This window comes from Hymenobacter sp., from assembly GCF_036388155.1.
In the GTDB taxonomy this organism is placed as follows: domain Bacteria; phylum Bacteroidota; class Bacteroidia; order Cytophagales; family Hymenobacteraceae; genus Hymenobacter.
This window is the reverse complement of record NZ_DASVSI010000125.1, coordinates 1-21,274: the sequence shown is the minus strand read 5'-3', so window position 1 is coordinate 21,274 and position 21,274 is coordinate 1. Positions and strand designations below refer to the sequence as shown.

Here is a 21,274-nt window from a genome sequence, read left to right as displayed (position 1 = left end):
CAAGCTGAATCATAAAAAAAGCCCGCCAATAAGCGGGCTTTTTTTATGATTCAGCTTGGCGATGCAAACGCTCCACGCTGCCGTTGTTGAGTGTCAGCAAAAACCTTCGCCTAACCCGCAAATGGACTTGGGCTTACTTTCTCTTGATGTCGCCGCGAATTTCACCTTCCGCTACGTACGAGGGCTGATTACGCGAGTGAATATTTACGTACATCTTGTTGCTCAGCAGGTTCTCGGCTTGAACGTCGGAGAGGGTATACATGCCGGTAATGGGCGAGCTCAACGTAGTACCGGGAGCAGGGGTGAATGGAATAATCACCACCCCAGTTTTGCCGGGTGCACCTTCGTGAATGTGGGCACTGCTGGGCGCAGTATTGGGCGACATGTCTTTGAATGTAACCGTATATTTCAACTGCTTCACGCCGTTGATGCTGGTGTACGTGCCGGCGAAAGTGCCCGTAGCGGGGGAGTTGTTTGCCGGCACTTGCTGGGCACCGTTGATGACAGCCACCAGTTCCACTGTGGTGTCTGGTGAAGGTTTAACCTCTTCTTTCTTGCTACAGCCAGCCAATAAGCTCAAAGCCGCAAAGGCACCAAGAATGTAGGATTGTTTCATGTAAGTTGATTTTTGTTAAAAATATGGATGGGGTGATTTAAAAAGATGTGCAAAGGTTGGAATTAATGTTGATAAAATTATTTGGCCTACTAAATCTATGCAAATCAAAAAACTTTAAGTCCTTGTAATTAGTCATATAAAATTTTTAAAGGCCGAGCTAACTAACTAACTGTTGTTCTTAGCATTTACAATCAACCTATTTATGCATGATATTCGTATCCCATTTTAAGAAACCTTATCCCAAAACTGTTTTTTGCACTTTTCAAATATAAATTTGATTGCACTTATTACATGACACCTACTCGTACTTATAGCCGATTGCTCAGCGCGCTGCTGAGTGCCGGACTCCCTTGCGCTGCCGCTCAGGCGCAAACCCAACTGGCTCCTGCCACCGGAGCCACCCAAGCGGGCACCGAAACCGGCCTGAGCGGGCAGGTGGTTTCCACAAGCGCCGCCGCGCCAAGCGTGCCACAACCCGGCACTTCCGTGGCCGTAATTTCGCTGGCCACCGGCATCCGCCGGGCCACCGTGACCGACGCCCGGGGCCTCTTCGCCATGAATGGGCTGGTGGCCAGCGGCGCCTACATTGTGCAGGTGCAGAAGCCCGGCTTCCGTCCCCAAACCATCACCAACGTCTTTCTGAAAACCGGTGAGTCCACGGTGCTGGCCGTGACGCTCAACCCCGAGACGGTGGCCGTAGGTACGCGCCGTGATGACCGTACGGTCCTGGAGTCGGCGGTGCCGGTGGACATAGTGGACGTGGCGGCCCTGGTGCGCACCGTGCCCCAAACCGACCTGACGCAGCTGCTTCAGTACACGGTGCCGGCCTTTAACTCGACGCGCCAGACGGCGGCGGGTGGCTCCGACCACGTGGATGCCGCCAACCTGCGCGGCCTGGGCACCGACCAGCTCCTGGTGCTGGTGAACGGCAAGCGCCGCCACACCACCGCTTTGGTGAACCTGCTGGGCAACCGCGGGGTGGGCAGCGTGAGCACGGACCTCAACACGCTGCCCAGCCTGGGCATAGACCGCGTGGAAGTGCTGCGCGACGGTGCCGCTGCGCAGTACGGCTCCGACGCCATTGCCGGCGTAATGAACATCAACCTGAAAAGCGACAACCGCGCCGGCAGCGTGCTCCTGAACACAGGGGTTACCTCGGAAGGCGACGGACTGGCCACGTTGCTGGGCATTAATAAAGGGTTTCGCCTGGGCCAGAAAGGCTTCCTGAACGTGACGGTTGACGGGGATTACCGCGACCGCACCGTTCGGGGCTACGCCCGCAACCCGCTGATTAGCCCGGTGTACGTGGCCAACGACCCAAACGCCGAGCAGGCGGCCCTGGCCGCGGCTGGCAAGAGTTACGACGACTTCGTGCAGAACAACGCCGATGCCCGCGTGCGCAACGTGCGGGGCTTGGTGAACGCCCGGGTGGAGTTAACCAACGCAGTGGCGTTCTATGGGTTTGGCGGCTACAATTTTCGGCGGGGCCAGGCCTCCACGCCGTGGGTGCTGCGGGCCAAGCAAGAGCCCGACGTGGTGGATGAGACTTTTCCGGATGGCTACCAGCCTCAGGTCAATACCCGCATTCACGACGGGGCTGGCACCGTGGGCGTGGTGCTGGGCCAGAGCGGCGCCAACCACTGGACCTTGGACCTGAGCAACACCACGGGCCTGAACCGGATGACCTATGACCTGGAAAACACCCTGAACGCCTCGTTGGGAGCGTCTTCGCCCACGGTGTTTGACAACGCCGGCGGCTTCCAGTTCTTGCAGAACGTGACCAACGCTACCGTAAATCGGTTTTTTGACAAAGTGCTGGCGGGCACCAACGTGGCCTTTGGCGGTGAATTTCGAGCGGACCAATACGAGATTCTGCGCGGCGACGAGCGCACGGAAGGCGAGTACGACGAAGGCAAAGCAGGGTCGCAGCAGGGCGCGCAAGGTTTCAGCGGCTTTGGTGAGTCCTCGGTCGTGTTGGGCCATCGCACCAACGTGGGCGCATTCCTCGACGTGGAAGCTGACGTAACCAAGCAGTGGTCGGTGAGCGGCGCGCTGCGCTACGAGAACTACTCCACGTTTGGCTCGGCTTTTATTTACAAGGCCACCACCCGCCTGCAAGTCAACAAAGTTGCAGCGCTGCGCGGCGCCTTCAACACCGGTTTCCGGGCCCCTTCTTTGCAGCAGGCAGTATACCGCCAGATTACGCAGCGGCCCGGAACAAACAGCGTGATTTACGCGGGCATTTTTGACAACGAGCACCCGCTGGCTCAGGCGTTCAGGTTGCCCACGCTGGCCCCCGAACGTTCGCTCAACTACAGCGCCGGTGTGGTGCTGACCCCCACGCCGGCCTTCTCGTTCACGGCCGATGCCTACCTCATCGACATCGACGACCGCATTGCCCTTTCGGGCCTGTTGCGGCCGGGAGCCGGCATCAGTCCCGAACTTACCCAAACGCTGGGCGAATACTTCGTGAGCCAGGCTCAGTTCTTCACTAATGCCCTGGATACCCGCACCAAGGGCCTGGACCTGGTGGGCAACTACCGCCATGCCCTGGGCAGCGGCCAGCTGGCGGTGACCGCGGCCGCCAACTTTACCCAAACCCGCACCCGGCGCGTGAACGTGCCGGAAAACTTCCGGAGCTTGGAAAACGACAACAACCCCACCACCAACTACATTGACCCACGCCAGCTTTCGCTCATCGAAACGGGCAGCCCGGCCAGCAAAATCCTGCTCGGCCTCAACTACACCCGCGGCAAACTGGGCGTGGGCGTGCGCAACACTTACTTTGGCGAAGTGAGCTACTACGACGTGGCCCCGGACCCCACGGTGTACGACTTCGGCGGCTACCTGCTGGTGTTCAAGCCCCGCACCGTGACCGACTTGCTGGTGAGCTACCAGGCCACCAAAGGCCTGAGCCTGACGCTGGGTGCCCAAAACCTGCTGAACGTGAAGCCCAATACCATTGACGAAGCCGCCACCAACGGCGTGGCGCCGGGCGGGTTTGCCAGCCGCCGCGCCTTTGAGCAGGACTTTCAGAACCGCTTCAACACCGCGTCGCCCTTCCCGACCAACCGGGACGTGTATCCCTATGCGCCCGTGCAGATGGGCGCAAACGGTGCTTTCGTGTACTTGAAAGCCGTGTATAGCTTCGGCCTGTAGGGTTGCGCCCTATAATTAATCAATACTTAAGGAGAGGCCTTTCGATGCATTTTGCCGTCACCGAAAGGCCTCTTTAAGTACCTCCTGTTTCATTGCATTTTATGCGTCGACTATTACCGCTATTCCCATTTCACGCCTGGGCGGGCGCTCTTAGCTTGCTCTGCACCCTTGCTGCTGGCTGCACGTACTCGCACGGTTCCGAGCCCGGCCCCTGCAACGACACGGAACCCGTTACTTACTCGAAAGTGGTGGCGCCTATTTTGGCAACTCATTGCTACGAGTGCCATGGTCCTACCGTGTACACCACGCTGGGCTACAACACCAACCTGAGCACCTACCAAAGCGTCCGGGGCCAGTCGGCCGAGTACATCCTGGGAGCGGTGCGGCACGAGGTAGGCTTTGCGGCCATGCCCAAAAACCGGCCCAAGATGTCGGATTGCGACATTGCCCGGCTGCAGGCATGGGTGGACGCTGGCCGGCCCAACAACTAGCTTGTCACCCTCGGCGTCGTACCACTCGCTACTATGCGTTATCCGTTCACTACCGTGGGCCTGGCCCCACCTGATGCGCTTGTGACTTTGGCAGCGGTGCCGGCCCTCCTCGAAGTGCCCGCGCCCGCGCCAACCACGCTAGCTGACGAGCTCTGCCCGAATGCAGTGGTGGCCCCCACAGTCCGCAGGCTTGCTGCCGTGTTGGAGCAAATGCGCCAGCAGGAGATGAAGCAGTTTCAACACAAAAAGATGGGCAGTGCCGAAGCCAGTTTGCTGGAGGAAGCTACCAAAGGCGTGCTGACCCGCTTTCTGGAACTCGTCGCTTTCAAATTTGACCAGGCTTGCCACCGTGGCGACGACGAGCCGTTTGCAAAAATGCTTACGGCGGTATTTCGCTTGGAAAGCGAGCCAGCACACCGTCCGCAAGACTGAAAGCCCACCGGCACTGAGAGCCCACTAGAAATGACCGCGCCGTCCTGCTTTGAACTTGTCGAAGCAGGGCGGCGCGGTCATTTCTAGTGGGCTTTTGCGATATCGTTCGCAAGCGGCTGCAATGGTTTCAAGGCGGCGGGGAAGTGCCTCGTCCACCAGCGCGACAGCCGCGAGCCAATAGCGCCGCCGGTTGGGCCCTTGGGGAGCTGCCGCGAGCAGCCGCGGCTGAAGTAAAGCCGCGAGGGCTACGCCCGGCCGTTGGCTTGCGCCAGGCCCATGAGGGCGGAGATGACCTCCGGGCCGCTGCAGTTGGCGTGCAGGCGCTGCTCCAAGCGCGCCGCGTAGTCGGGCGAGGCCAGGCCTTGCTGCACCAGGTGCAGGTCCTGGAGGAAATCCAGGAGCAGGCCCCATTCGCGCTCCGGTACCCGGGCCCGCTGGGCCGCGGCGTCGGGCCGGGGCTGGCGGCCGGGGGCACCGTGGAATTCTTGGTAGACTTGAATGGCTGCGTTCGTTAGCATAAGGATAGAAACGCTTCAGGGGTGGCGCGAGCCTGCTAGGCGGCCTCCCGCACGGCTTGCGGGCGGGTGCGGAGCACGGGCTTCACGGGCTCGTCGGGACGGGAAAAGGTGGCGGCGGGCAGCGGTACCGGCGCCGTAGCCAGCACCGGGCTCGGCACTTCGCAGGCCTCCGTTTCGGCCTGCCAGCGGGCCACGTCTTCGGAAGTGTAGCGGCGCCACACACCCTCTCGGAATTCGGCTAAAAACAGCCCTAGCAGGGCAAACAGGACAATAAATGACATTGTAAAACAATACAAGGTGGGACGCCTCATTTGGTGTGCGGAGACTTATACCGTTTGCCTGCCCATTAGGGTACAGCTCAACCGTCACGACTCGACCACTCCGGGCCGTAGCCGGTCGAACCGAACCTCTCACCCGTCCAACCCGGACGCTTTAAACCCCCGATTCTTACCGGCGCCCACCCTGCATTTGACCGCAAAAAGTGCGCTTTTCTGCTGAAATCAGTCCATGCCGCGTCAGCACAAACGGGATGAGCATCCGCTGAAATTGCTCCTAGCTCGCGGCCTATCTCGGCAGTTACGTTTTGGTTACGCTCAAAAAATCAGTACTAATCGCACGGTTTTTCCGTACCTTCTCAACAGTCATGATAAAAACACGGCCGTAAAAGAAAGCGCCAGCATTGGCCCCTCCTGTCACTGCCGGTGCCTCCTTCATGCTCACAATCTGTCGCGACACATTGCTCGAAAGCTACCTGCTCATTGTAGCTTCCGACGAACAAGCCTTTGACGCTCACTCGCTCGACCGGGCCTTGCACCGGGCCAGCCGCAGCGGCAAACAAGCCATCTGGCTCGATTGCAGCCTGCTGGCCCCACGCGACATTTCCACCGAGCTCGGGCTGGTCTTGTGTGCTTACGCTGAGGTTTTTGCGGCCCGGGGCGTTGGCTTTGTGGTGGCATACGCGGGGCCGGAACTGCGCGAGAGCCTGGCCAAGGCGGGCTCGGGGGCCATGCCCCGCCTAGTGGACTCGCTGGTTGATGCGCCTCCTCCGCCCGTTCCCTTCAAGCCGCAGCCGATGGCCACCCTGCCCGACGCCGAAGGCACAAGCGCCGTTCCTCGCCCCCGGCGACGCGCGGCGGGCCCGGGGCGCCCGGGGCAGACAGCCCCCGACGACTTCGGCGCGCCCTTGGTTTAGGCGCACCGGTCTTCGGGCGCAGTTTCGCACTAGGCATCAGGGGGCGGGGGCGGCGAGCCCTGGCCAGCTGATGGCTTGCTGCATACGCCCGGCATTAGCGGGCGGCCCCGGTGCCTTTGGCTACCAGCTTTTCGGCCCGAAACAAGTCGTCGGCCGCTTGCAGCAGCTTGGCCTGCAGCTTGGGGTTGTAGTCGGGATGGGTTTGCAGGAAGGCGCGCACCACGCCCGCGGCCGCCGGCGACTGGTAGCCGCCGAGCGTGGCCTGCAACCAGGAATAGGGAAAGAAAATGTCGCCGGTGAGCTGAATTTCTTCGAGCAATTCCAGGCTGGCCGGCAGGTATTTCTCGGACGTGCTTTGCCGCAGCGGGTGGTGCAGGTAGCCCAGCGCCGATGTCACCCACGCCTCCTTTTCGCGGTTTTTTTCATCTTTAAGGGAAGTAAAAAATGCATCGCGCGTGGCCACGTCGGGCGCCAGCGCCGGCATCAGGAATTGCAGGCGCTGGCGCCGGTCTTCGTTTTTGATGCGGGCGAGCTGCTGCGGCAAAATGGGCTGCGGCGCAGGATAGTCGCGTACGGCCAGTGCCAGGGCCAAGGCGGTGTAGTCGTCCTCAGTCAGCTTCACGCCAGCAGGCGCTTTTTCCGTCTGCCAGATTTGGTAGAGGCGCGCTTGGGCCGGCCGGGTGAGGGCCACCGACTGGTAGGTTTTGAAGAGCAGCTTTTTGACGTTGGCGGAAGTGTTTTCCAGCATCGCGGCCCACAAATCCTGTTCCAACGCAGGTCCCACGGCCAGCCGCTGCGCGGGGCTCAGAAACTGCCAGAAAATGGCGCTGGCCTGGCCGGTGAGCAGCTTCAAGTTCAACTCCTCGGGCTCGCGGGTGAGCGCCTCGCGGTACACCGTGAGCAACTCAAGCGGCTTGATAACCTGGCCGTTGAGCATGTTTTCGTAGAGGTTGACGTAGGCACCGGCGCGCGCCACCGGGTTCTTCAACGCGGCTAGTTGAGCCGGCAGTTGCTTGGCCACCGGAAACACGCCGTAGCCCAGGCCCGTGGAGTTGAAGAGGATTAAGCTGGGCGCCGGCTGGCCCACGGCCTGGGGCAGGGTTACGCTGCGCTCCGTCATGTTCACGGTCAGCTCTTTGGTGCGGCCGTTGGGGTACACCAGCAGCACTTCGAAGAGCTGCGGCCAGAGGCGGTCGGAGCCGTCTTCGGCGCGTTGGCTCAGGGTGAGGGCCGTGATTTTGCCGCCGCTGATTTGCAAGTCGTGCGCGAAAACGGGGCGGCCGGGCTGATTTACCCACACCTGGTTCCAGGCTTGCAGGTCGGCGGGCGTGCGAGCATCCAGAATGTCGATAAGGTCGGGCCAGGTGGCGTTGCCGCGGGCGTAGGTGCGCAGGTACTCCTGCAAGCCTTGCTGGAAGGCCGCGGGGCCCATTAGCCGCTCCAGCTGCCGCATCATGATGGGCGCTTTGTGGTAGATGATGTTGCCGTAGAGCGAGCCGGCGTCCTGCAGGTTGGCCAGCGGCTGGCGAATGGGATTGGCGCCGGTGGTGCGGTCGATTCCGTAGGCGGCGGGGTAGTGGTCGATGACGAACTTGAGGTCGTAATTCGAGTTTTTGACGGCCACCTGCGTGATTTTGTCGGCCATGAAATTGGCAAACACCTCCTTCATCCACACGTCGTTGAACCACTGCATGGTCACCAAGTCGCCGAACCACATGTGGGCCGTTTCGTGCGATACCAAGCTGGAGCGGGCCAGGATTTGGTCCTGCGTGGCACCCTCGTCCAGGAACAGCGTCGAGGCCTTGTAGTCGATGGCCCCGACGTGCTCCATGCCGCCGTATTGAAAGTCCGGAATGGCCACAAAATCAAACTTTTGAAACGGGTACGGGATGCCGGTGTACTGCTCCATGAACTGTAGTGCATCGGCGTGCAGCTGGAAGATGGGGCCGAGGCTCAAGCGCAGCTTGGCGGGGTCGGTTTCACGGTGCAGAAATTTTGTGTCGAAAGCACCCTCCGACTGGTAGCCTCGCATAAACTTACCGGCCACGAAGGAAAACAGGTAGGTGCTGATGCTGTCGGAGGTGGCGAACTTATACATTTTAGACCCTGGCACTCTGCCATCGAGACTAGCTTCAGTCGAATCAACCAGCGGCGCATTGGCCATAGCCTGCCACAGACGCGGCACCGTGAGCGTCAGCGCAAACGTGGCCTTCAGGTCGGGTTGGTCGAAGACGGGGAAGACGGTGCGGGCGCGGTCGGGCACCAGCAGGGTGTAGAGGTAGTCGGCGTTACGGTTCAGCGATTGCTCGCCGGCGTTGAAGTTGATTTCGGCCACGTTGCGGCCTACTTTCAACGCGGCAGCGGGCAGCACAAGGTGTTCGTTTCTGTGGTCGACGGTAACGCGCTGGCCATTCACCATAACGCTGTGCAGGTTGGCGGTCGGCGCTTTAAAATCCAGCTGCACCGGGTCGGTGTTGTCGCGCAGATTGAACGACACCGATTCTACCGCGGAAATAGGCTTTGTGCGTTCGTCGGGAATGCTCAGGCGCAGGTCATAAGCCACGCGGCTTATGTTCTTCTTGCGCGCAATGGCTAGCTCTTCGGACACGCCTTTCTCTACTGGCGGCAGGGGGCGCTCGGCCACGGGCGGGGTGAGGCTAGCGGGTAGCGCCGCGGTGGTGGCAACGGGTTGGCGCTGGCAGGCAGCGGCGAGCAGCACCAGCAGAAACCCGCCGGCCCTGCCATATTTACGGAAGCTGAAAATCATCGAAGGAAGCCAATACAGATTACTCAAAAGTAACCGCCCGCTCGTGAGCAACGTGTCTTCCCCGTCGCCCGTTTCGGCTGCCGCAGCGCGCCTTTTTCCGTTGGGCGACGCGGCCGTAGTGGTGGAATTCGGCCACGAAATCAGCCCCGATACGCACCGCGCCATTCAGGCCCTCAGCGCCTACCTCATGCAGCACCCATTCGTGGGCTTGCGCGAATACGTGCCCGCCTTCACCACCCTGACCGTGTACTACGACCCTTGGCTGGTGAGCGACAACGGCCGCCAACAGCCCTACGAGCGAGTGGCCGAATTGCTGCAACAGATGCTGCCTGCCGCGCAAGCCGCTCAAGCCGAAACCGAAGGGCTGTGTGTGGAAATCCCCGTGTGCTACGGCGGCGAATTTGGGCCCGACCTAGAGGCCGTAGCTGCCCACACCGGGCTGGCACCGGACGAAGTCATCGCTCGGCATGCGGGGCCCGACTACCTCGTGCACATGATTGGTTTTGCGCCGGGCTTTCCCTACTTGGGCGGCTTGGATGTGGCGCTGGCCACACCGCGCAAGTCGCAGCCGCGGGCCCTGGTGCCGGCTGGTGCGGTGGGTATTGCCGGGCCGCAAACGGGCATCTATTCGCTGCCCACGCCGGGCGGCTGGCAGCTCATTGGCCGCACGCCGGTGCGGCTCTTCAACCCGGCCTGGCCTCAGCCCAGCTTGCTGCAAGCGGGCCAGCGCGTACGCTTTGTGCCCATTAGCGCAACGGAGTTTGAGAAATTGTCACGCCGCAAAGTAGCGCGAACTTTAGCTTCGCTGACCTTCGGTTGTAGTTCGCGTCCCCGCGCCATTGTGGGTGTCGTTCTGGCACGCGAGCTACAACCGAAGGTCAGCGAAGCTAAAGTTCGCGCTACTATGAGTCTTAGCATACTGCGGCCCGGCCTGCTCACCACCGTGCAAGACCTCGGCCGGCACGGCTACCAGAAAGACGGCATTCTGGTGAGCGGCACCATGGACGCCGTGGCCCTGCGCATGGCCAATCTCTTAGTCGGCAACGCTGAGTATGTCGCCGGGCTTGAAATCACCTTGCTGGGTCCTAAAATCCGCTTCGACGCCGACCATCTTATTGCCCTGGCCGGCGCCAACCTCTCCCCTACCCTCAACGGCCAACCGGTGGGCATGCATCGCCCCATTGCAGTGAGAGCCGGCACGGAACTGGCGTTTGGCGCGCCAGTGGCGGGCAGCCGGGTCTACCTGGCCGTGGCGGGCGGCTTTGCCCTGGCACCGGTGCTGGGCAGCCAGTCTACTTATTTGCGCGCCGGCCTGGGCGGCTTTCAAGGCCGGGCGCTGCAAGCCGGTGATACCATCGAGTGCGCCGGCCCTACTCCGGCTGCCCTACGGCTACTACCGGCACTGGCTCCGGCAGAAGCTGCGTGGCAGCAGGTTAGCTGGACCCCCAATCTGGCCTGGCTCCACGGCGCTGCTGCCTCGCCCGTTATTCGAGCCATTCGAGGGCCAGAATACGAGCGGTTTTCCGCTGAAAGCCAGCGCGCTTTTTGGCAGCACCCTTACGTAGTGAGCACCGAAGCCGACCGCATGGGCTACCGGCTGCAAGGTCCGGTGCTAGAACGCTTAACGGCGGCGGAATTGCTGTCTACCGCCGTCACGTTCGGCACGGTGCAGGTGCCTGCGGGCGGGCAACCCATAGCTCTCATGGCCGACCACCAGACCACCGGCGGCTACCCGCGCATTGCCCAGGTCATCACAGCTGATTTCTCGGCCCTAGCCCAGGCCCGGCCGGGACAGCGCATTCAATTCCAAGAGGTGTCTTTGGCCGAAGCGCAAGCGCTGTACCTTGCGCAGGAACGACACCTGCGGGCGTTGCAGCGAGCTATTGAATTTAAATTGACAACATATTGACCGTCATGCCGAGCGCAGCCGAGGCATCTCGCGCGGGGTAGTGACTGATTACTCTGGTGGGCGAGATGCCTCGGCTGCGCTCGGCATGACCGTTTTTCTTTCATTTCTTGCCCTCATTATGCCCCCAACCCTTACCGTTGATTTAAACTGCGACATGGGCGAAAGCTTCGGGGCCTGGAGCATGGGCAACGATGCCGCCATTCTGCCCTTCGTCACCTCGGCCAACATTGCCTGCGGCTTCCATGCCGGCGACCCAGCTGTGATGAAGCAAACCGTGCGCGCGGCCCTGCGCCGCGGCGTGGCCATTGGCGCGCATCCGGGCTTGCCCGATTTGGTGGGGTTCGGGCGGCGGAACCTCGACATTTCACCCGAAGAGGCGTTCGACATGACCGTGTACCAGCTGGGCGCGCTCACAGCGGTAGCAAAAGCTGAAGGCGGACAGCTTCGCCACTTGAAACCCCACGGCGCCCTCTACAACATGGCCGCCACCAACGCCGCTCTGGCCGAAGCCATTGCCGAAGCCGTGTACAAAGTGCAGCCCGAACTCACGCTCTACGGGCTGGCCGGCAGCGAACTGACCAAGGCCGGCGAGAAGCTTGGCCTGCGCACCGCCCACGAAGTATTTGCCGACCGCACCTACCAAGCCAACGGCACCCTCACTCCGCGCCGCCAGCCCAACGCCCTCATCGCCAGCGCCGACGTGGCCGTAACCCAGGTGCTGCGCATGGTGCAGGCGGGCGTGGTGCACACCCAGCAGGGCCACGACGTAGCCATTCGGGCCGACACGGTTTGCTTGCACGGCGACGGCGCCCACGCCCTCGAATTTGCCCAGCGCCTGAACGCCGTGCTGCGCGAAGCAGGCGTGGCGCTGCAAGCCGGCACTAGCCCCCGCGCCTCGTGAAGCCCGCTTCCCCATTCGGTTGCTGGGCGGAGCCAGCTTAGGCGCGGCTTTCCTGATGGCCAATTCTTCCATCGGGCCGGGGTTCCTTACCCAAACCACGGTGTTCACCCAAAAGCTGCTCACCAGCTTCGGCTTTGTCATTCTGCTCTCGGTGGTGCTCGACGTGGGCGCGCAGCTCAATACCTGGCGCATTCTCACGGTGAGCGAGTTGCGGGCCCAGGACCTGGCCAACCGGCTGCTGCCCGGCCTGGGCTATTTCCTGGCCGCGATGGTGATTCTGGGCGGCTTTGCCTTCAACATCGGCAACATTGCCGGCTGCGGGCTGGGGCTGAACGTGCTCACGGGCCTGTCGTTTGAGCAAGGCGCCATGGTGAGCTGCGGGGTGGCACTGGTGCTGTTTTGGGTGCGGGAAGTGGGCAACATGCTCGACGGCTTCACCAAAATCCTGGGCACGGTAAAAATTTTGCTCACGCTCGTCATTGCTTTCAGCGCGCACCCGCCGGTGCTGCAGGCACTGCATCATACCCTGCTGCCGGTGCAGGTGAGCGCCGAATCCATCGTGACGATTGTGGGCGGCACGGTGGGCGGCTACATCACGTTTTCGGGCGCGCACCGGCTCCTCGACGCCGGCATCAAGGGCCCGGAGCAGCAGGGCGTGGTTACACGCAGCGCCATCAGCGGCATTGTCATTTCCACGGTCATGCGGTTTGTGCTGTTTCTGGCCATCGTGGGCGTGCTCAGCCAGGGCGTTATGCTCGACAAGGACAACCCGCTGGCCAGCGTGTTCCGCTCGGCCGCGGGCGAAATCGGCTTCCGCATTTTTGGGGTGATTTTATGGAGCGCGGCCATTTCTTCGGTGGTGGGCGCGGCCTACACGTCGGTGTCGTTTTTCAAGACATTTCACCCCGCGTTTGCGCGCTACGAGCGGCTGTGCATTTCGGTGTTCATCGTGCTTTCCACGAGCGTGTTTGTGCTGGTGGGCAGGCCTACGCAACTGCTGGTATTTGCCGGTTTCATCAACGGCTTAATTCTGCCCATTGCCCTGGCCATTGTGCTGGTGGCTGCCACTAAACGCCGCCTCATGCGCGGCTACCAACACCCCACCTGGATGCTGGCTGCGGGCTGGGTAGTGGTGGTAGTAATGGGTGGCCTGAGTGCGCCCCTGCTGGTGGAGCAAGTCAGCAGCCTGCTGAAGTAGTGTAGAACAGACTCTCCTTTTGTCATCCTGAGCGGAGCGAAGGACCTTCTCACTTGCAAACGAATTGATGAAGAGTGAGAAGGTCCTTCGCTCCGCTCAGGATGACAAAAGGCATGTTTTCGCTACATTCGTTCCGTGCATTTTCCCTCATTCTCAGCCATGAACAACGCGCCCGTACCCCTCCCCGCCCCCGGCCTCACCAGCCCCGACCTGGCGCCCGTGGCGCCGGCCGAACGCACCTGGGGCACCGGAAACTACGCCGCGCTTTGGATTAGCATGAGCCTGTGCATCCCGACGTACATGCTGGCCAGTTCGCTCATCGAGGGCGGCATGAACTGGTGGCAGGCGTTGGTCACCATTTTCCTGGGCAACACCATTGTGCTGGTGCCCATGCTGCTCAACGGGCGGGCGGGGGCGCAGTACGGCATCCCGTTTCCGGTGTTTGCGCGGGCCAGCTTCGGGGTGCGCGGGGCCAACGTGCCGGCCCTGCTCCGGGCCATTATTGCCTGCGGCTGGTTCGGCATTCAGACCTGGATAGGCGGCTACGCACTCTACCAGATGGCCGTGCTCTGGGTGCCGTCGCTGGCGACGCTGCCGGCCGTGTTTCCGACCAGCTGGGCGCTGCCGACCGGGCCGGCACTGCTGTTCTTCTTGTTTTGGCTGCTGAACATGTACGTGGTGCACAAGGGCGTCGAGAGCATCCGCAAGCTACTGGTGTTTAAGGCTTTTTTCTTGCCGGTGGCGGCCGTGGCGCTGCTGTGGTGGGCCATTGCGGCCGGCAATGGGCTGGGGCCCATTTTGGCGCAGCCGAGCAAGTTCACCAGTAGCGCGGCGTTTTGGGCTTTCTTCTTTCCCTCGCTCACGGGCATGGTGGGGTTTTGGGCCACGCTCTCGCTCAACATCCCCGATTTTACGCGCTACGCCACCAGCCAGCGCGCCCAGCAGATGGGCCAGGCCATCGGCCTGCCCACGTCCATGACCCTGTTCTCGTTTGTGGGCGTGGTCGTGACGTCGGCCACTTTCGTCATCTACGGCAAAACCATTTGGGACCCAGTGGTGCTGGCCGCCAAGTTTGAGAGCAAGCTCTTGGTGAGCGTGGCCATGCTGGCGGTGGCGCTGTCCACGCTGGCCACCAACATTGCGGCCAACATCGTGAGCCCGGCCAACGACTTCGCCAACTTCTCGCCCACCCGCATCAGCTTCAAAACCGGGGGCTACGTCACGGGCGTACTCGGCGTGCTCATCTTCCCCTGGAAACTGATTGCCGACCCTTCGGGCTATATTTTCACCTGGCTGGTGGGCTACTCGGGCCTGCTGGGGCCCATTGGCGGCATCATGATTGTGGACTACTACCTCGTGCGCCGGCAGCGCCTCGACGTGCCCGACCTCTACCAGTACCACGGCCGCTACGCCTACCGCAACGGCGTGAACTGGGCCGCCATGCTGGCGCTGGTGGTAGGCATCGTGCCCAACGTGCCGGGCTTTCTCACCGCAATTGGTGTGCTTAGCAAGGGCGCGGTGTGGCCCGTATTGGTGGCTGTGTACGACTACGCGTGGTTCGTGGGCTTCCTGGTGTCGGGCGGCGTATACTTGTTGCTGATGCGGGCGCAAACAGCAACCCAGCCCGCGCCGTATGGAACTGGCGCGGTGGCCGTGCCTAGTTCTTCCTCATTTGCTCAATAAGCTTTCTCATGGTTGAAGTTACCGTAGAGCACGACACCGTTGTGTTCACCGTTCGGGGCCTGCACAAGGTGCTGGCCTTCAAAAGCCAGCTCACCGTGCCGCGCTCACACATCATCGGCGTGCGCCCAGACCCCGACGCCGCCAAGCGCCTCGAGGGCCTGCGCGCGGGCGGCACCCACGTGCCTGGCCTCGTGTCAGCGGGCACCTTCTACCTCGACCACCAGGCCAACCACAAGCCCACTTTTATCGACGTGGCCAACCCGGAGCACACCGTCGTGGTGGAGCTGCGCGACGAGGAATACCAGCAGCTCATCATCGAGGTGGAAGACCCCGTGACCGTGGTGGCGCTGCTGGCCACCAGTGGCTAAAATGCGGCCAGCAGCGCGGGAAGGTCTCGCCTGCCTTGCCCTCCCATCAAGCCGTGTGCACTGACGCAAGACGAGGAGCGCCGTGCACGCTGGGTGGCTGACCTCAGCCATTGGCCCGGATGCAGTCTTGCAGAGCGTCGACGAAGCGGTTGATTTCCGGGTAAGTGTTGAAGTAGCCAAACGAAATGCGCAGGGCTCCTTCTATCGCCAGGGATTTCATGAGCGGTTGGGCGCTCAAGTCGCCGGCGCGCAGTGCAATGCCGGTGTGTTGATTGAACCAGGTTTCGGCCTTTTTCACGGCAATGCCGTCGAGGGTAAACGAAATCAACGGTTCTTTTTCGGGGGCGCTGCCGAGGATGTGCACCCGCTCGAGGCCATTGAGTTTGCCGGCCGCGTAGTGCAGCAGGCCTTCTTCGTAGGCCTGTATTTTTTCGCGCCCAACGCCGTTCAAGTAGTCTATCACGGCGCCAAAGGCAATGATTTCGACGAAGGCAGTGGTTCCGCCCTCAAATTTTTGGTAGCCGGATTTGAACGCTGACTCATGCGAAGGAAGCAGGCGGGCCAGGCTCACTTTGTCCACCATGGTTTCGCCCAGTTGGTAAGGCGGCAGCCGCTGCAGCCACTCGCTGCTGGCGTAGAGCACGCCCACGCCGCTGGGCCCGCCCATTTTGTGGGCCGAGAAGGTGTAGAAATCGCAGCCCAGCGCTCGCATGTCGACGGGCATGTGCGGGGCAGCCTGGGCGCCGTCTACCAGCACCGGCACGCCGCGCTGGTGCCCCATTTCGACGATGAGCTTGACCGGGTTGATGGTGCCCAGCACGTGCGACGAATGCTCGACGGCGATGAGCTTGGTCTTGGCCGTAATGGCGTCCTGTAGTTGGTTCAAGTCCATTTCGCCGCTGGCCGTGATGGGCAGCACCTTGAGCACAGCCTTGGCCTGGTTGCAGGCCATTTCCCAGGGCAGGAAGTTGGAGTGGTGCGCCATCCTCGTCACAATCACCTCGTCGCCCGGCCGGAGCATGGCCCGCTCAAAGCAAGTAGCCACTAGGTTGATGCCTTCGGTGCAGCCGCGCACAAACACCACTTCGTTTTTGGAGCAGTGCAGCAGGGTAGCCACTTTCTGCCGAGTGTCTTCGTACAGCTCGGTCATGGCCACGCTCATGGGGTGGCTTTCGTGCGGCTTGGCGTACTGTTCCAGGTAGAGCTGCTGGATTCGGTCGCTCAGGATGCGCGGCTTGTGGCAGGTGGCCGCCGTGTCGAGGTAAATAAGCGGTTGGTCGTTGAGGCGGTGTTGCAAGGCCGGGAAGTCAGCCCGGATGCGCTCAACATCGTAGCCTTCGGGAATGGCATAGCGGGGTTGTTCGGCAACCTCGGGAGCATGGACAATGGACATGGGTGAAACGAGGAAATGGACGGAATAAATACCAGTTATTAGGTCCATTTATACGTTTTCCGTTGCTCGGCTCTTGCGGCATAAATACCGATTTGCCTCCCGATAAGCACTTAATAAACGGTGTTCAAGCCGCGCCTTTCTGTTTGCAATTACTAGTTCAACCGCACTCCATGGGCCAGTGATGCCCCGTTAGCATTGCCTTCTGCCTCGGCACCGAGCTAGTGGGGAGCGTGTACATGAAGCCGCCGCGCACCCTAGCCGCTCTCCCCAGCGTACCGCTTAGCACGGGGCCGATAGCCGACCCTATTCTTCCAACCGCAGTCAGCGGTTCACCCCAATGCTACGCTGGCAGGACATCATCACCTTCGCCAAATACGGCAACCCCGAACCCGTCTGGCGGGTGGAGCATACCGACCACGAATGGGCCGCGCTGCTGCCGCCCGAGCGGTACCGCGTGCTGCGCCAGCACGCCACCGAGCCGCCTTACCGCAACGCCTACTGCCGCACCTACGAGCCCGGCGGGTACGCCTGCGCCGGCTGCGATAGTCCGCTGTTTGCAGCCGATGAGAAGTACCACGCCATTTCGGGTTGGCCCAGTTTTCGGCAGCCCACCGCGCGCAACGCCATCAGCTACTTTTTCGATGAAAGCTTCAACATGCAACGCATTGAGGCGCGCTGCAACGTGTGCGGCGGTCATTTGGGCCACGTGTTTCCAGACGGGCCCGAGCCCAGCGGGCTGCGCTACTGCATGAACTCAGCCAGCTTAGTTAGAAGGGAATCCGACGCCACGCAACAAACAGGGCCTTGAGCAAGGCGGAAGTCACGCTTCACCCGGCCTAAATGCCCCACGAAAACCAACGCCATTTGGCCTGCACACCTGCTTGGCGCCGTATGTATTGCCGTCCTCTAAGGTCAGTTCCTTACCGTTTATGAAGCAACGAGTCCGCGAATGGCTGCGCCGCTACCTGCCGGCCGAGTTGTTGTCGGTGGTGGCCACGCTGGCCGCGGCGGGGCTGGTCATGCACGCCACCCGCAGCGGACTTCGCGCAGCCCTGGCCGGCACCTGGGCCGGCAACGCAGCCTACTTCGGGCTGCTGCTGGCGCAAGACGTGCGCCTCGCCCGGCAGCTCCGACACCGGCAGGGACAGGCGTACACGTGGCGCACCTTTGGCCAAAATTTGCGGGCCCTGGCCGTGGAATTTGGCCCGGCCGAAGTGCTCGACAGCTTCCTCATTCGGCCGGCGCTGATGTACCTCCTGCCGCGTTGGCTGGGCCATTTTGCGGCGGGCATTTTTCTCGCCAAGCTCTTGGCGGATGTCACCTTCTACATCCCGGCCATTCTCAGCTACGAACTGAGTAAAAAGCGGCTTCGCAACTTCACCGACGAGCCGTAAGGGCCGGGTTCAGGCCAGCACTTCGTAGGCAATGGGCTTGAAGGCGTAGTTGTTCGACATTTCGGCCGAGCAGGCGGTCATGCCCACCACCAGGTCCATTTTGGCTTCGAGGATGACGTAGTCGCCGGCGCGACTTTTGGGCGGCAGCACGCCCACCTTGCCCGTTTCGCCGTCCACCGTTACGTGCATGAAAATGTTGAAGCAAATCGGAATCTGGTCGGGCGTGATGCCGTGCGGCGCCAGCGCCTCGCTCAGGTTGCCGAAGCAGCCGCGGTGCGGGTGCTCGTGGCCGTAGATGATGCGGAACGTGTCGGCCGAGCAGGGCGTGAGCAGGAAATCGTGCCGGCCCACGGTGTCCTCCACCAGCTCAAACATCACGTTGCTGCGATTGGAATAGAATGGGTGGCCCGTGGTCAGGAAGATGGTTTCGGCGTAGTCGATGGTGCGACCCGACGAAAGGTATTCGGCCGTATCGTGCAGGTTGAAGCACACGAAGTCCGATACTTGCTCACCTTGCGGGTCGGTCACTTTCAGGCGTTGGCCCTGGCGCAGGACGAAGGCCGTGCCGCTACGCGGCGTTATTAGTGTGGGTGCTGACATGGGGGCTGAGAAATGGGCATTTCCAGGCATCGTCGTAGACTTTGCCGGTGTATTGGTACACTTCCGACGCGGCGCCGAAATTTTGCAGCATGGGGTTCACCGAGCCGGAATAATTCACGTCGCGCGTTCGGATGGTGTCGCGCAAAGTATCGTAGCGTCCGTTGGTTCGGATTTGCTCAAACTGCGCGTGGGCGTTGAATACCAGCGTGGGATACTTGAACTGGCGCGCGGCCCGGCTGCTGCCGGGGTGCAGCCCCACCACAAAAAAGGCTTCCTCTTTGAGGCTAAAGCTGAACTCAGGCGAGGCCGGGTCGGGCACCACGCGCTTGTCGTGGCCGTAGTGGCGGGCGTCAAGGTTGGCCAGCGACTGCAGCCGCTGCCAGAACAGTTCCTCAAACATCGCCTCGTTGGGCACGGTGGGCCCGCGGAAAATGATGGCAGCGCTGTGGTAGAACTTTTCCGACTGCCGGTACGTGTCGACAAACTGGTAGATAAACTCGAGAATGGCGGCATCGTCCTTGGGGCAAGCCAGATGGTCTACCACCAAGCAGTTTATCTGGTTCCAAGTCAGAGCCGTTTTGGCAGCCACGCAGGGAAAGTCTTTATTAGTTATAAAACCGAAGTATTCCTCAATTTCATTAATGTCTTTTTGGTCAGTCATATAAATGAAATTTAGACGTGTTTACTTTTGAAATAGTGATAAATCAACTACATTGGCTTACGGTCGAGCTCACGGTTTTGTTCAATAGAAATCGATTAAAACCTCTACAAAATAGCGTAATACTTATATCGTTAATTTCCGCTCACAAACCATATGTGATGTGAAACCACAGGGTTGCAGGCCGAACTCTCGAGGTTCTTGCAGGGCCATTTTATCTGCGCACCGTTGTGCCCAACCGCGGCCGGCTCCTTGCCGTTATGCTCGCTTATGCCCCCCTCTTCCCAACATCCCGATAAAGATTTCACTGGTTTCGTGCGCGTCCGCGGTGCCCGCGAGCACAACCTCAAAAACGTCGACGTCGACATCCCGCGCGACGCGTTGGTGGTCTTCACCGGCGTGTCGGGCTCCGGCAAGTCGAGCCTGGCGTTTGGCACGCTTTACGCCGAGGCCCAGCGCCGCTACCTGGAGTCGGTGTCCCCGTATGCGCGCCGGCTATTTCACCAGATGGCCGTGCCCGAAGTCACTTCTATTGATGGGTTGCCGCCGGCCGTGGCCCTACAGCAGCAGCGCGGCGCGCCCAGCACCCGCTCGTCGGTGGGCTCCGTCACCACGCTTTCCAACCTTTTGCGCATGCTGTACTCGCGAGCCGGCGACTACCCGGCCGGCCAGGGCATCATCTACGCCGAGGCGTTTTCGCCGAACACGCCGGAGGGCGCCTGCCCCACCTGCCACGGCCTGGGCCGCGTGTACGAAGTAACCGAGCAAAGCATGGTGCCCGACCCCACGCTCACCATCCGGGAGCGCGCTATTGCGGCCTGGCCCCAGGCCTGGGGCGGCCAAAACCAGCGCGACATCCTCGTGACCATGGGCTACAACGTGGACATCCCGTGGCAGGACCTGCCCCAGAAGGACCGCGACTGGATATTGTTTACCGAGGAGCAGCCCGTCGTGCCGGTGTACGCCGGTTTCACGCCCGAGCAAACCCAGTATGCCCTCAAGCGCAAGATGGAGCCCAGCTACATGGGCACCTTCACGGGCGTGAAGCGGCACGTGCTGCACACCTTTGCCACCACTCACAGCCCGCTGATGAAGAAGCGCGTGGCGCAATACATGCTCAGCAGCGACTGCCCCACCTGCCACGGCAAGCGCCTGCGGCCGGAGTCGTTGTCGGTGGAGTTCGCCGGCCTGGACATTGCCGACATGTCGCGGCTGCCGCTGAAGCGGCTGGCGGGCCTGTTGGCGCCTTTTGCCAACGGCACGGCCGCCAAGCAAAAGCACGACAAAGAGCACCCCGAGCAAGCCATTGTGGCCCGGCGCATTGCCGAGGATTTGGCCGCGCGCCTGCAGGTGTTGCTCGATTTGGGCTTGGGCTATTTGTCTCTCGAACGCGCCACGCCCACGCTCTCGCCGGGCGAGTTGCAGCGCCTGCGCTTAGCCACCCAGTTGTACTCCAACCTATTCGGCGTGGTGTACGTGCTGGACGAACCCTCCGCGGGCCTGCACCCGGCCGACACCGAGGCTTTACTAGCCGCGCTGGCCGGCCTGAAAGGTGCCGGCAATTCCTTGTTCGTGGTAGAGCACGATTTGGACGTCATTCGCCAAGCCGATTGGTTGGTGGACGTGGGCCCTGCTGCCGGCGAAAAAGGCGGCGAAATCCTTTACAGCGGCCCGCCCGAAGGCCTAAAAAGAGTAGCCACCTCGCAAACCCGCGAGCACCTTTTCGACACCTCCGCCTTTCCCGAACAGACGCCTCGCCGCCCCACCGGTTGGCTGAAACTGGCCGGCGTGACCCGCAACAACCTCAACCAACTGGACGTGCAGTTTCCGCTGGGCGTGTTCACCACCGTCACGGGCGTGTCGGGCTCGGGCAAATCCAGCCTCGTGAGCCAGGTACTGGTGGAGCTGGTGGCCGAATGCCTGGGCCAGGACATTCCCGCCGAAGAAGAGGAAGCCGACGCGCTGGACACGCCCGCCCCCGTCACCCTCGGCGGC

At 61.6% G+C, this 21,274-nt stretch carries 19 protein-coding genes; 12 read left to right on the top strand and 7 right to left on the bottom strand.

Annotation, left to right across the window (positions count from 1 at the left end):
• Positions 1-133: 133 nt before the first annotated feature.
• Entirely contained in the window at positions 134-520 is a 387-nt protein-coding gene (locus VF629_RS17380) for a CHRD domain-containing protein (RefSeq protein WP_331059763.1), read from the bottom strand.
• Positions 521-907: 387 nt separating this feature from the next.
• Here VF629_RS17380 and VF629_RS17375 point away from each other — a divergent pair, with 387 nt between their 5' ends.
• The 3 genes from VF629_RS17375 (at position 908) to VF629_RS17365 (ending at position 4,698) form a co-directional block, all read left to right on the top strand.
• Positions 908-3,775, top strand: a complete 2,868-nt coding sequence (locus tag VF629_RS17375) for a TonB-dependent receptor (RefSeq protein WP_331059762.1) — start codon at positions 908-910, stop codon at positions 3,773-3,775.
• A gap of 101 nt (positions 3,776-3,876) precedes the next feature.
• A complete protein-coding gene (locus VF629_RS17370; protein ID WP_331059761.1) occupies positions 3,877-4,266 on the top strand; it encodes a hypothetical protein in 390 nt (129 codons plus the stop codon).
• A gap of 33 nt (positions 4,267-4,299) precedes the next feature.
• Positions 4,300-4,698, top strand: a complete 399-nt coding sequence (locus tag VF629_RS17365; protein ID WP_331059760.1) for a hypothetical protein — start codon at positions 4,300-4,302, stop codon at positions 4,696-4,698.
• 245 nt (positions 4,699-4,943) lie between these two features.
• On the opposite strand, the gene VF629_RS17360 is transcribed toward VF629_RS17365, so the two are convergent.
• Positions 4,944-5,216: a hypothetical protein gene (locus VF629_RS17360; protein WP_331059759.1), complete on the bottom strand. Its 273-nt coding sequence runs from the start codon at positions 5,214-5,216 to the stop codon at positions 4,944-4,946.
• A gap of 35 nt (positions 5,217-5,251) precedes the next feature.
• Entirely contained in the window at positions 5,252-5,497 is a 246-nt protein-coding gene (locus tag VF629_RS17355; protein WP_331059758.1) for a hypothetical protein, read from the bottom strand.
• Positions 5,498-5,928: 431 nt separating this feature from the next.
• Between VF629_RS17355 and VF629_RS17350 the strand changes: the two genes are divergently transcribed.
• Positions 5,929-6,408, top strand: a complete 480-nt coding sequence (locus VF629_RS17350; RefSeq protein WP_331059757.1) for a hypothetical protein — start codon at positions 5,929-5,931, stop codon at positions 6,406-6,408.
• Positions 6,409-6,502: 94 nt separating this feature from the next.
• Here the strand turns inward: VF629_RS17350 and VF629_RS17345 are convergent, their stop codons facing one another.
• The gene (locus VF629_RS17345; RefSeq protein ID WP_331059756.1) at positions 6,503-9,175 is read right to left on the bottom strand and encodes a M1 family aminopeptidase; all 2,673 of its coding nucleotides are present in this window, start codon (positions 9,173-9,175) and stop codon (positions 6,503-6,505) included.
• A 43-nt stretch (positions 9,176-9,218) separates the two neighbouring features.
• Between VF629_RS17345 and pxpB the strand changes: the two genes are divergently transcribed.
• The 5 genes from pxpB to VF629_RS17320 all read left to right on the top strand — a co-directional run bounded on the left by pxpB (position 9,219) and on the right by VF629_RS17320 (position 15,234).
• A complete protein-coding gene (pxpB, locus tag VF629_RS17340; protein WP_331059755.1) occupies positions 9,219-11,084 on the top strand; it encodes a 5-oxoprolinase subunit PxpB in 1,866 nt (621 codons plus the stop codon).
• 118 nt (positions 11,085-11,202) lie between these two features.
• Positions 11,203-11,985 carry a 5-oxoprolinase subunit PxpA gene (locus VF629_RS17335; protein ID WP_331059754.1) on the top strand — a complete coding sequence of 261 codons (783 nt, stop codon included), beginning with the start codon at positions 11,203-11,205 and terminating at the stop codon, positions 11,983-11,985.
• Between the two features lie 55 nt (positions 11,986-12,040).
• The gene (locus VF629_RS17330) at positions 12,041-13,183 is read left to right on the top strand and encodes an NRAMP family divalent metal transporter (RefSeq protein ID WP_331059753.1); all 1,143 of its coding nucleotides are present in this window, start codon (positions 12,041-12,043) and stop codon (positions 13,181-13,183) included.
• A gap of 159 nt (positions 13,184-13,342) precedes the next feature.
• A complete protein-coding gene (locus tag VF629_RS17325; RefSeq protein WP_331059752.1) occupies positions 13,343-14,866 on the top strand; it encodes an NCS1 family nucleobase:cation symporter-1 in 1,524 nt (507 codons plus the stop codon).
• An 8-nt stretch (positions 14,867-14,874) separates the two neighbouring features.
• Positions 14,875-15,234: a hypothetical protein gene (locus VF629_RS17320; RefSeq protein WP_331059751.1), complete on the top strand. Its 360-nt coding sequence runs from the start codon at positions 14,875-14,877 to the stop codon at positions 15,232-15,234.
• A 103-nt stretch (positions 15,235-15,337) separates the two neighbouring features.
• On the opposite strand, the gene VF629_RS17315 is transcribed toward VF629_RS17320, so the two are convergent.
• On the bottom strand, positions 15,338-16,627 hold the full coding sequence (locus tag VF629_RS17315; RefSeq protein WP_331059750.1) for a cysteine desulfurase: 1,290 nt from the start codon (positions 16,625-16,627) through the stop codon (positions 15,338-15,340).
• Between the two features lie 337 nt (positions 16,628-16,964).
• Between VF629_RS17315 and msrB the strand changes: the two genes are divergently transcribed.
• Positions 16,965-17,435, top strand: a complete 471-nt coding sequence (gene msrB, locus VF629_RS17310; RefSeq protein ID WP_331059749.1) for a peptide-methionine (R)-S-oxide reductase MsrB — start codon at positions 16,965-16,967, stop codon at positions 17,433-17,435.
• 121 nt (positions 17,436-17,556) lie between these two features.
• Entirely contained in the window at positions 17,557-18,021 is a 465-nt protein-coding gene (locus VF629_RS17305) for a hypothetical protein (protein ID WP_331059748.1), read from the top strand.
• Between the two features lie 9 nt (positions 18,022-18,030).
• On the opposite strand, the gene VF629_RS17300 is transcribed toward VF629_RS17305, so the two are convergent.
• Both VF629_RS17300 and gntA read right to left on the bottom strand, forming a co-directional pair.
• Positions 18,031-18,621, bottom strand: coding sequence for an urea carboxylase-associated family protein (locus tag VF629_RS17300; protein ID WP_331059747.1), 591 nt, complete (start codon positions 18,619-18,621; stop codon positions 18,031-18,033).
• Positions 18,590-19,282 carry a guanitoxin biosynthesis heme-dependent pre-guanitoxin N-hydroxylase GntA gene (gene gntA / locus VF629_RS17295; RefSeq protein ID WP_331059746.1) on the bottom strand — a complete coding sequence of 231 codons (693 nt, stop codon included), beginning with the start codon at positions 19,280-19,282 and terminating at the stop codon, positions 18,590-18,592. The genes VF629_RS17300 and gntA overlap by 32 nt, the downstream gene beginning before the upstream one ends.
• Before the next feature lie 267 nt (positions 19,283-19,549).
• On the opposite strand from gntA, the gene VF629_RS17290 reads away from it, so the two are divergent.
• Positions 19,550-21,274, top strand: a 1,725-nt coding sequence (locus VF629_RS17290) for an excinuclease ABC subunit A (RefSeq protein WP_331059745.1), incomplete at its 3' end; no start/stop codon positions are given.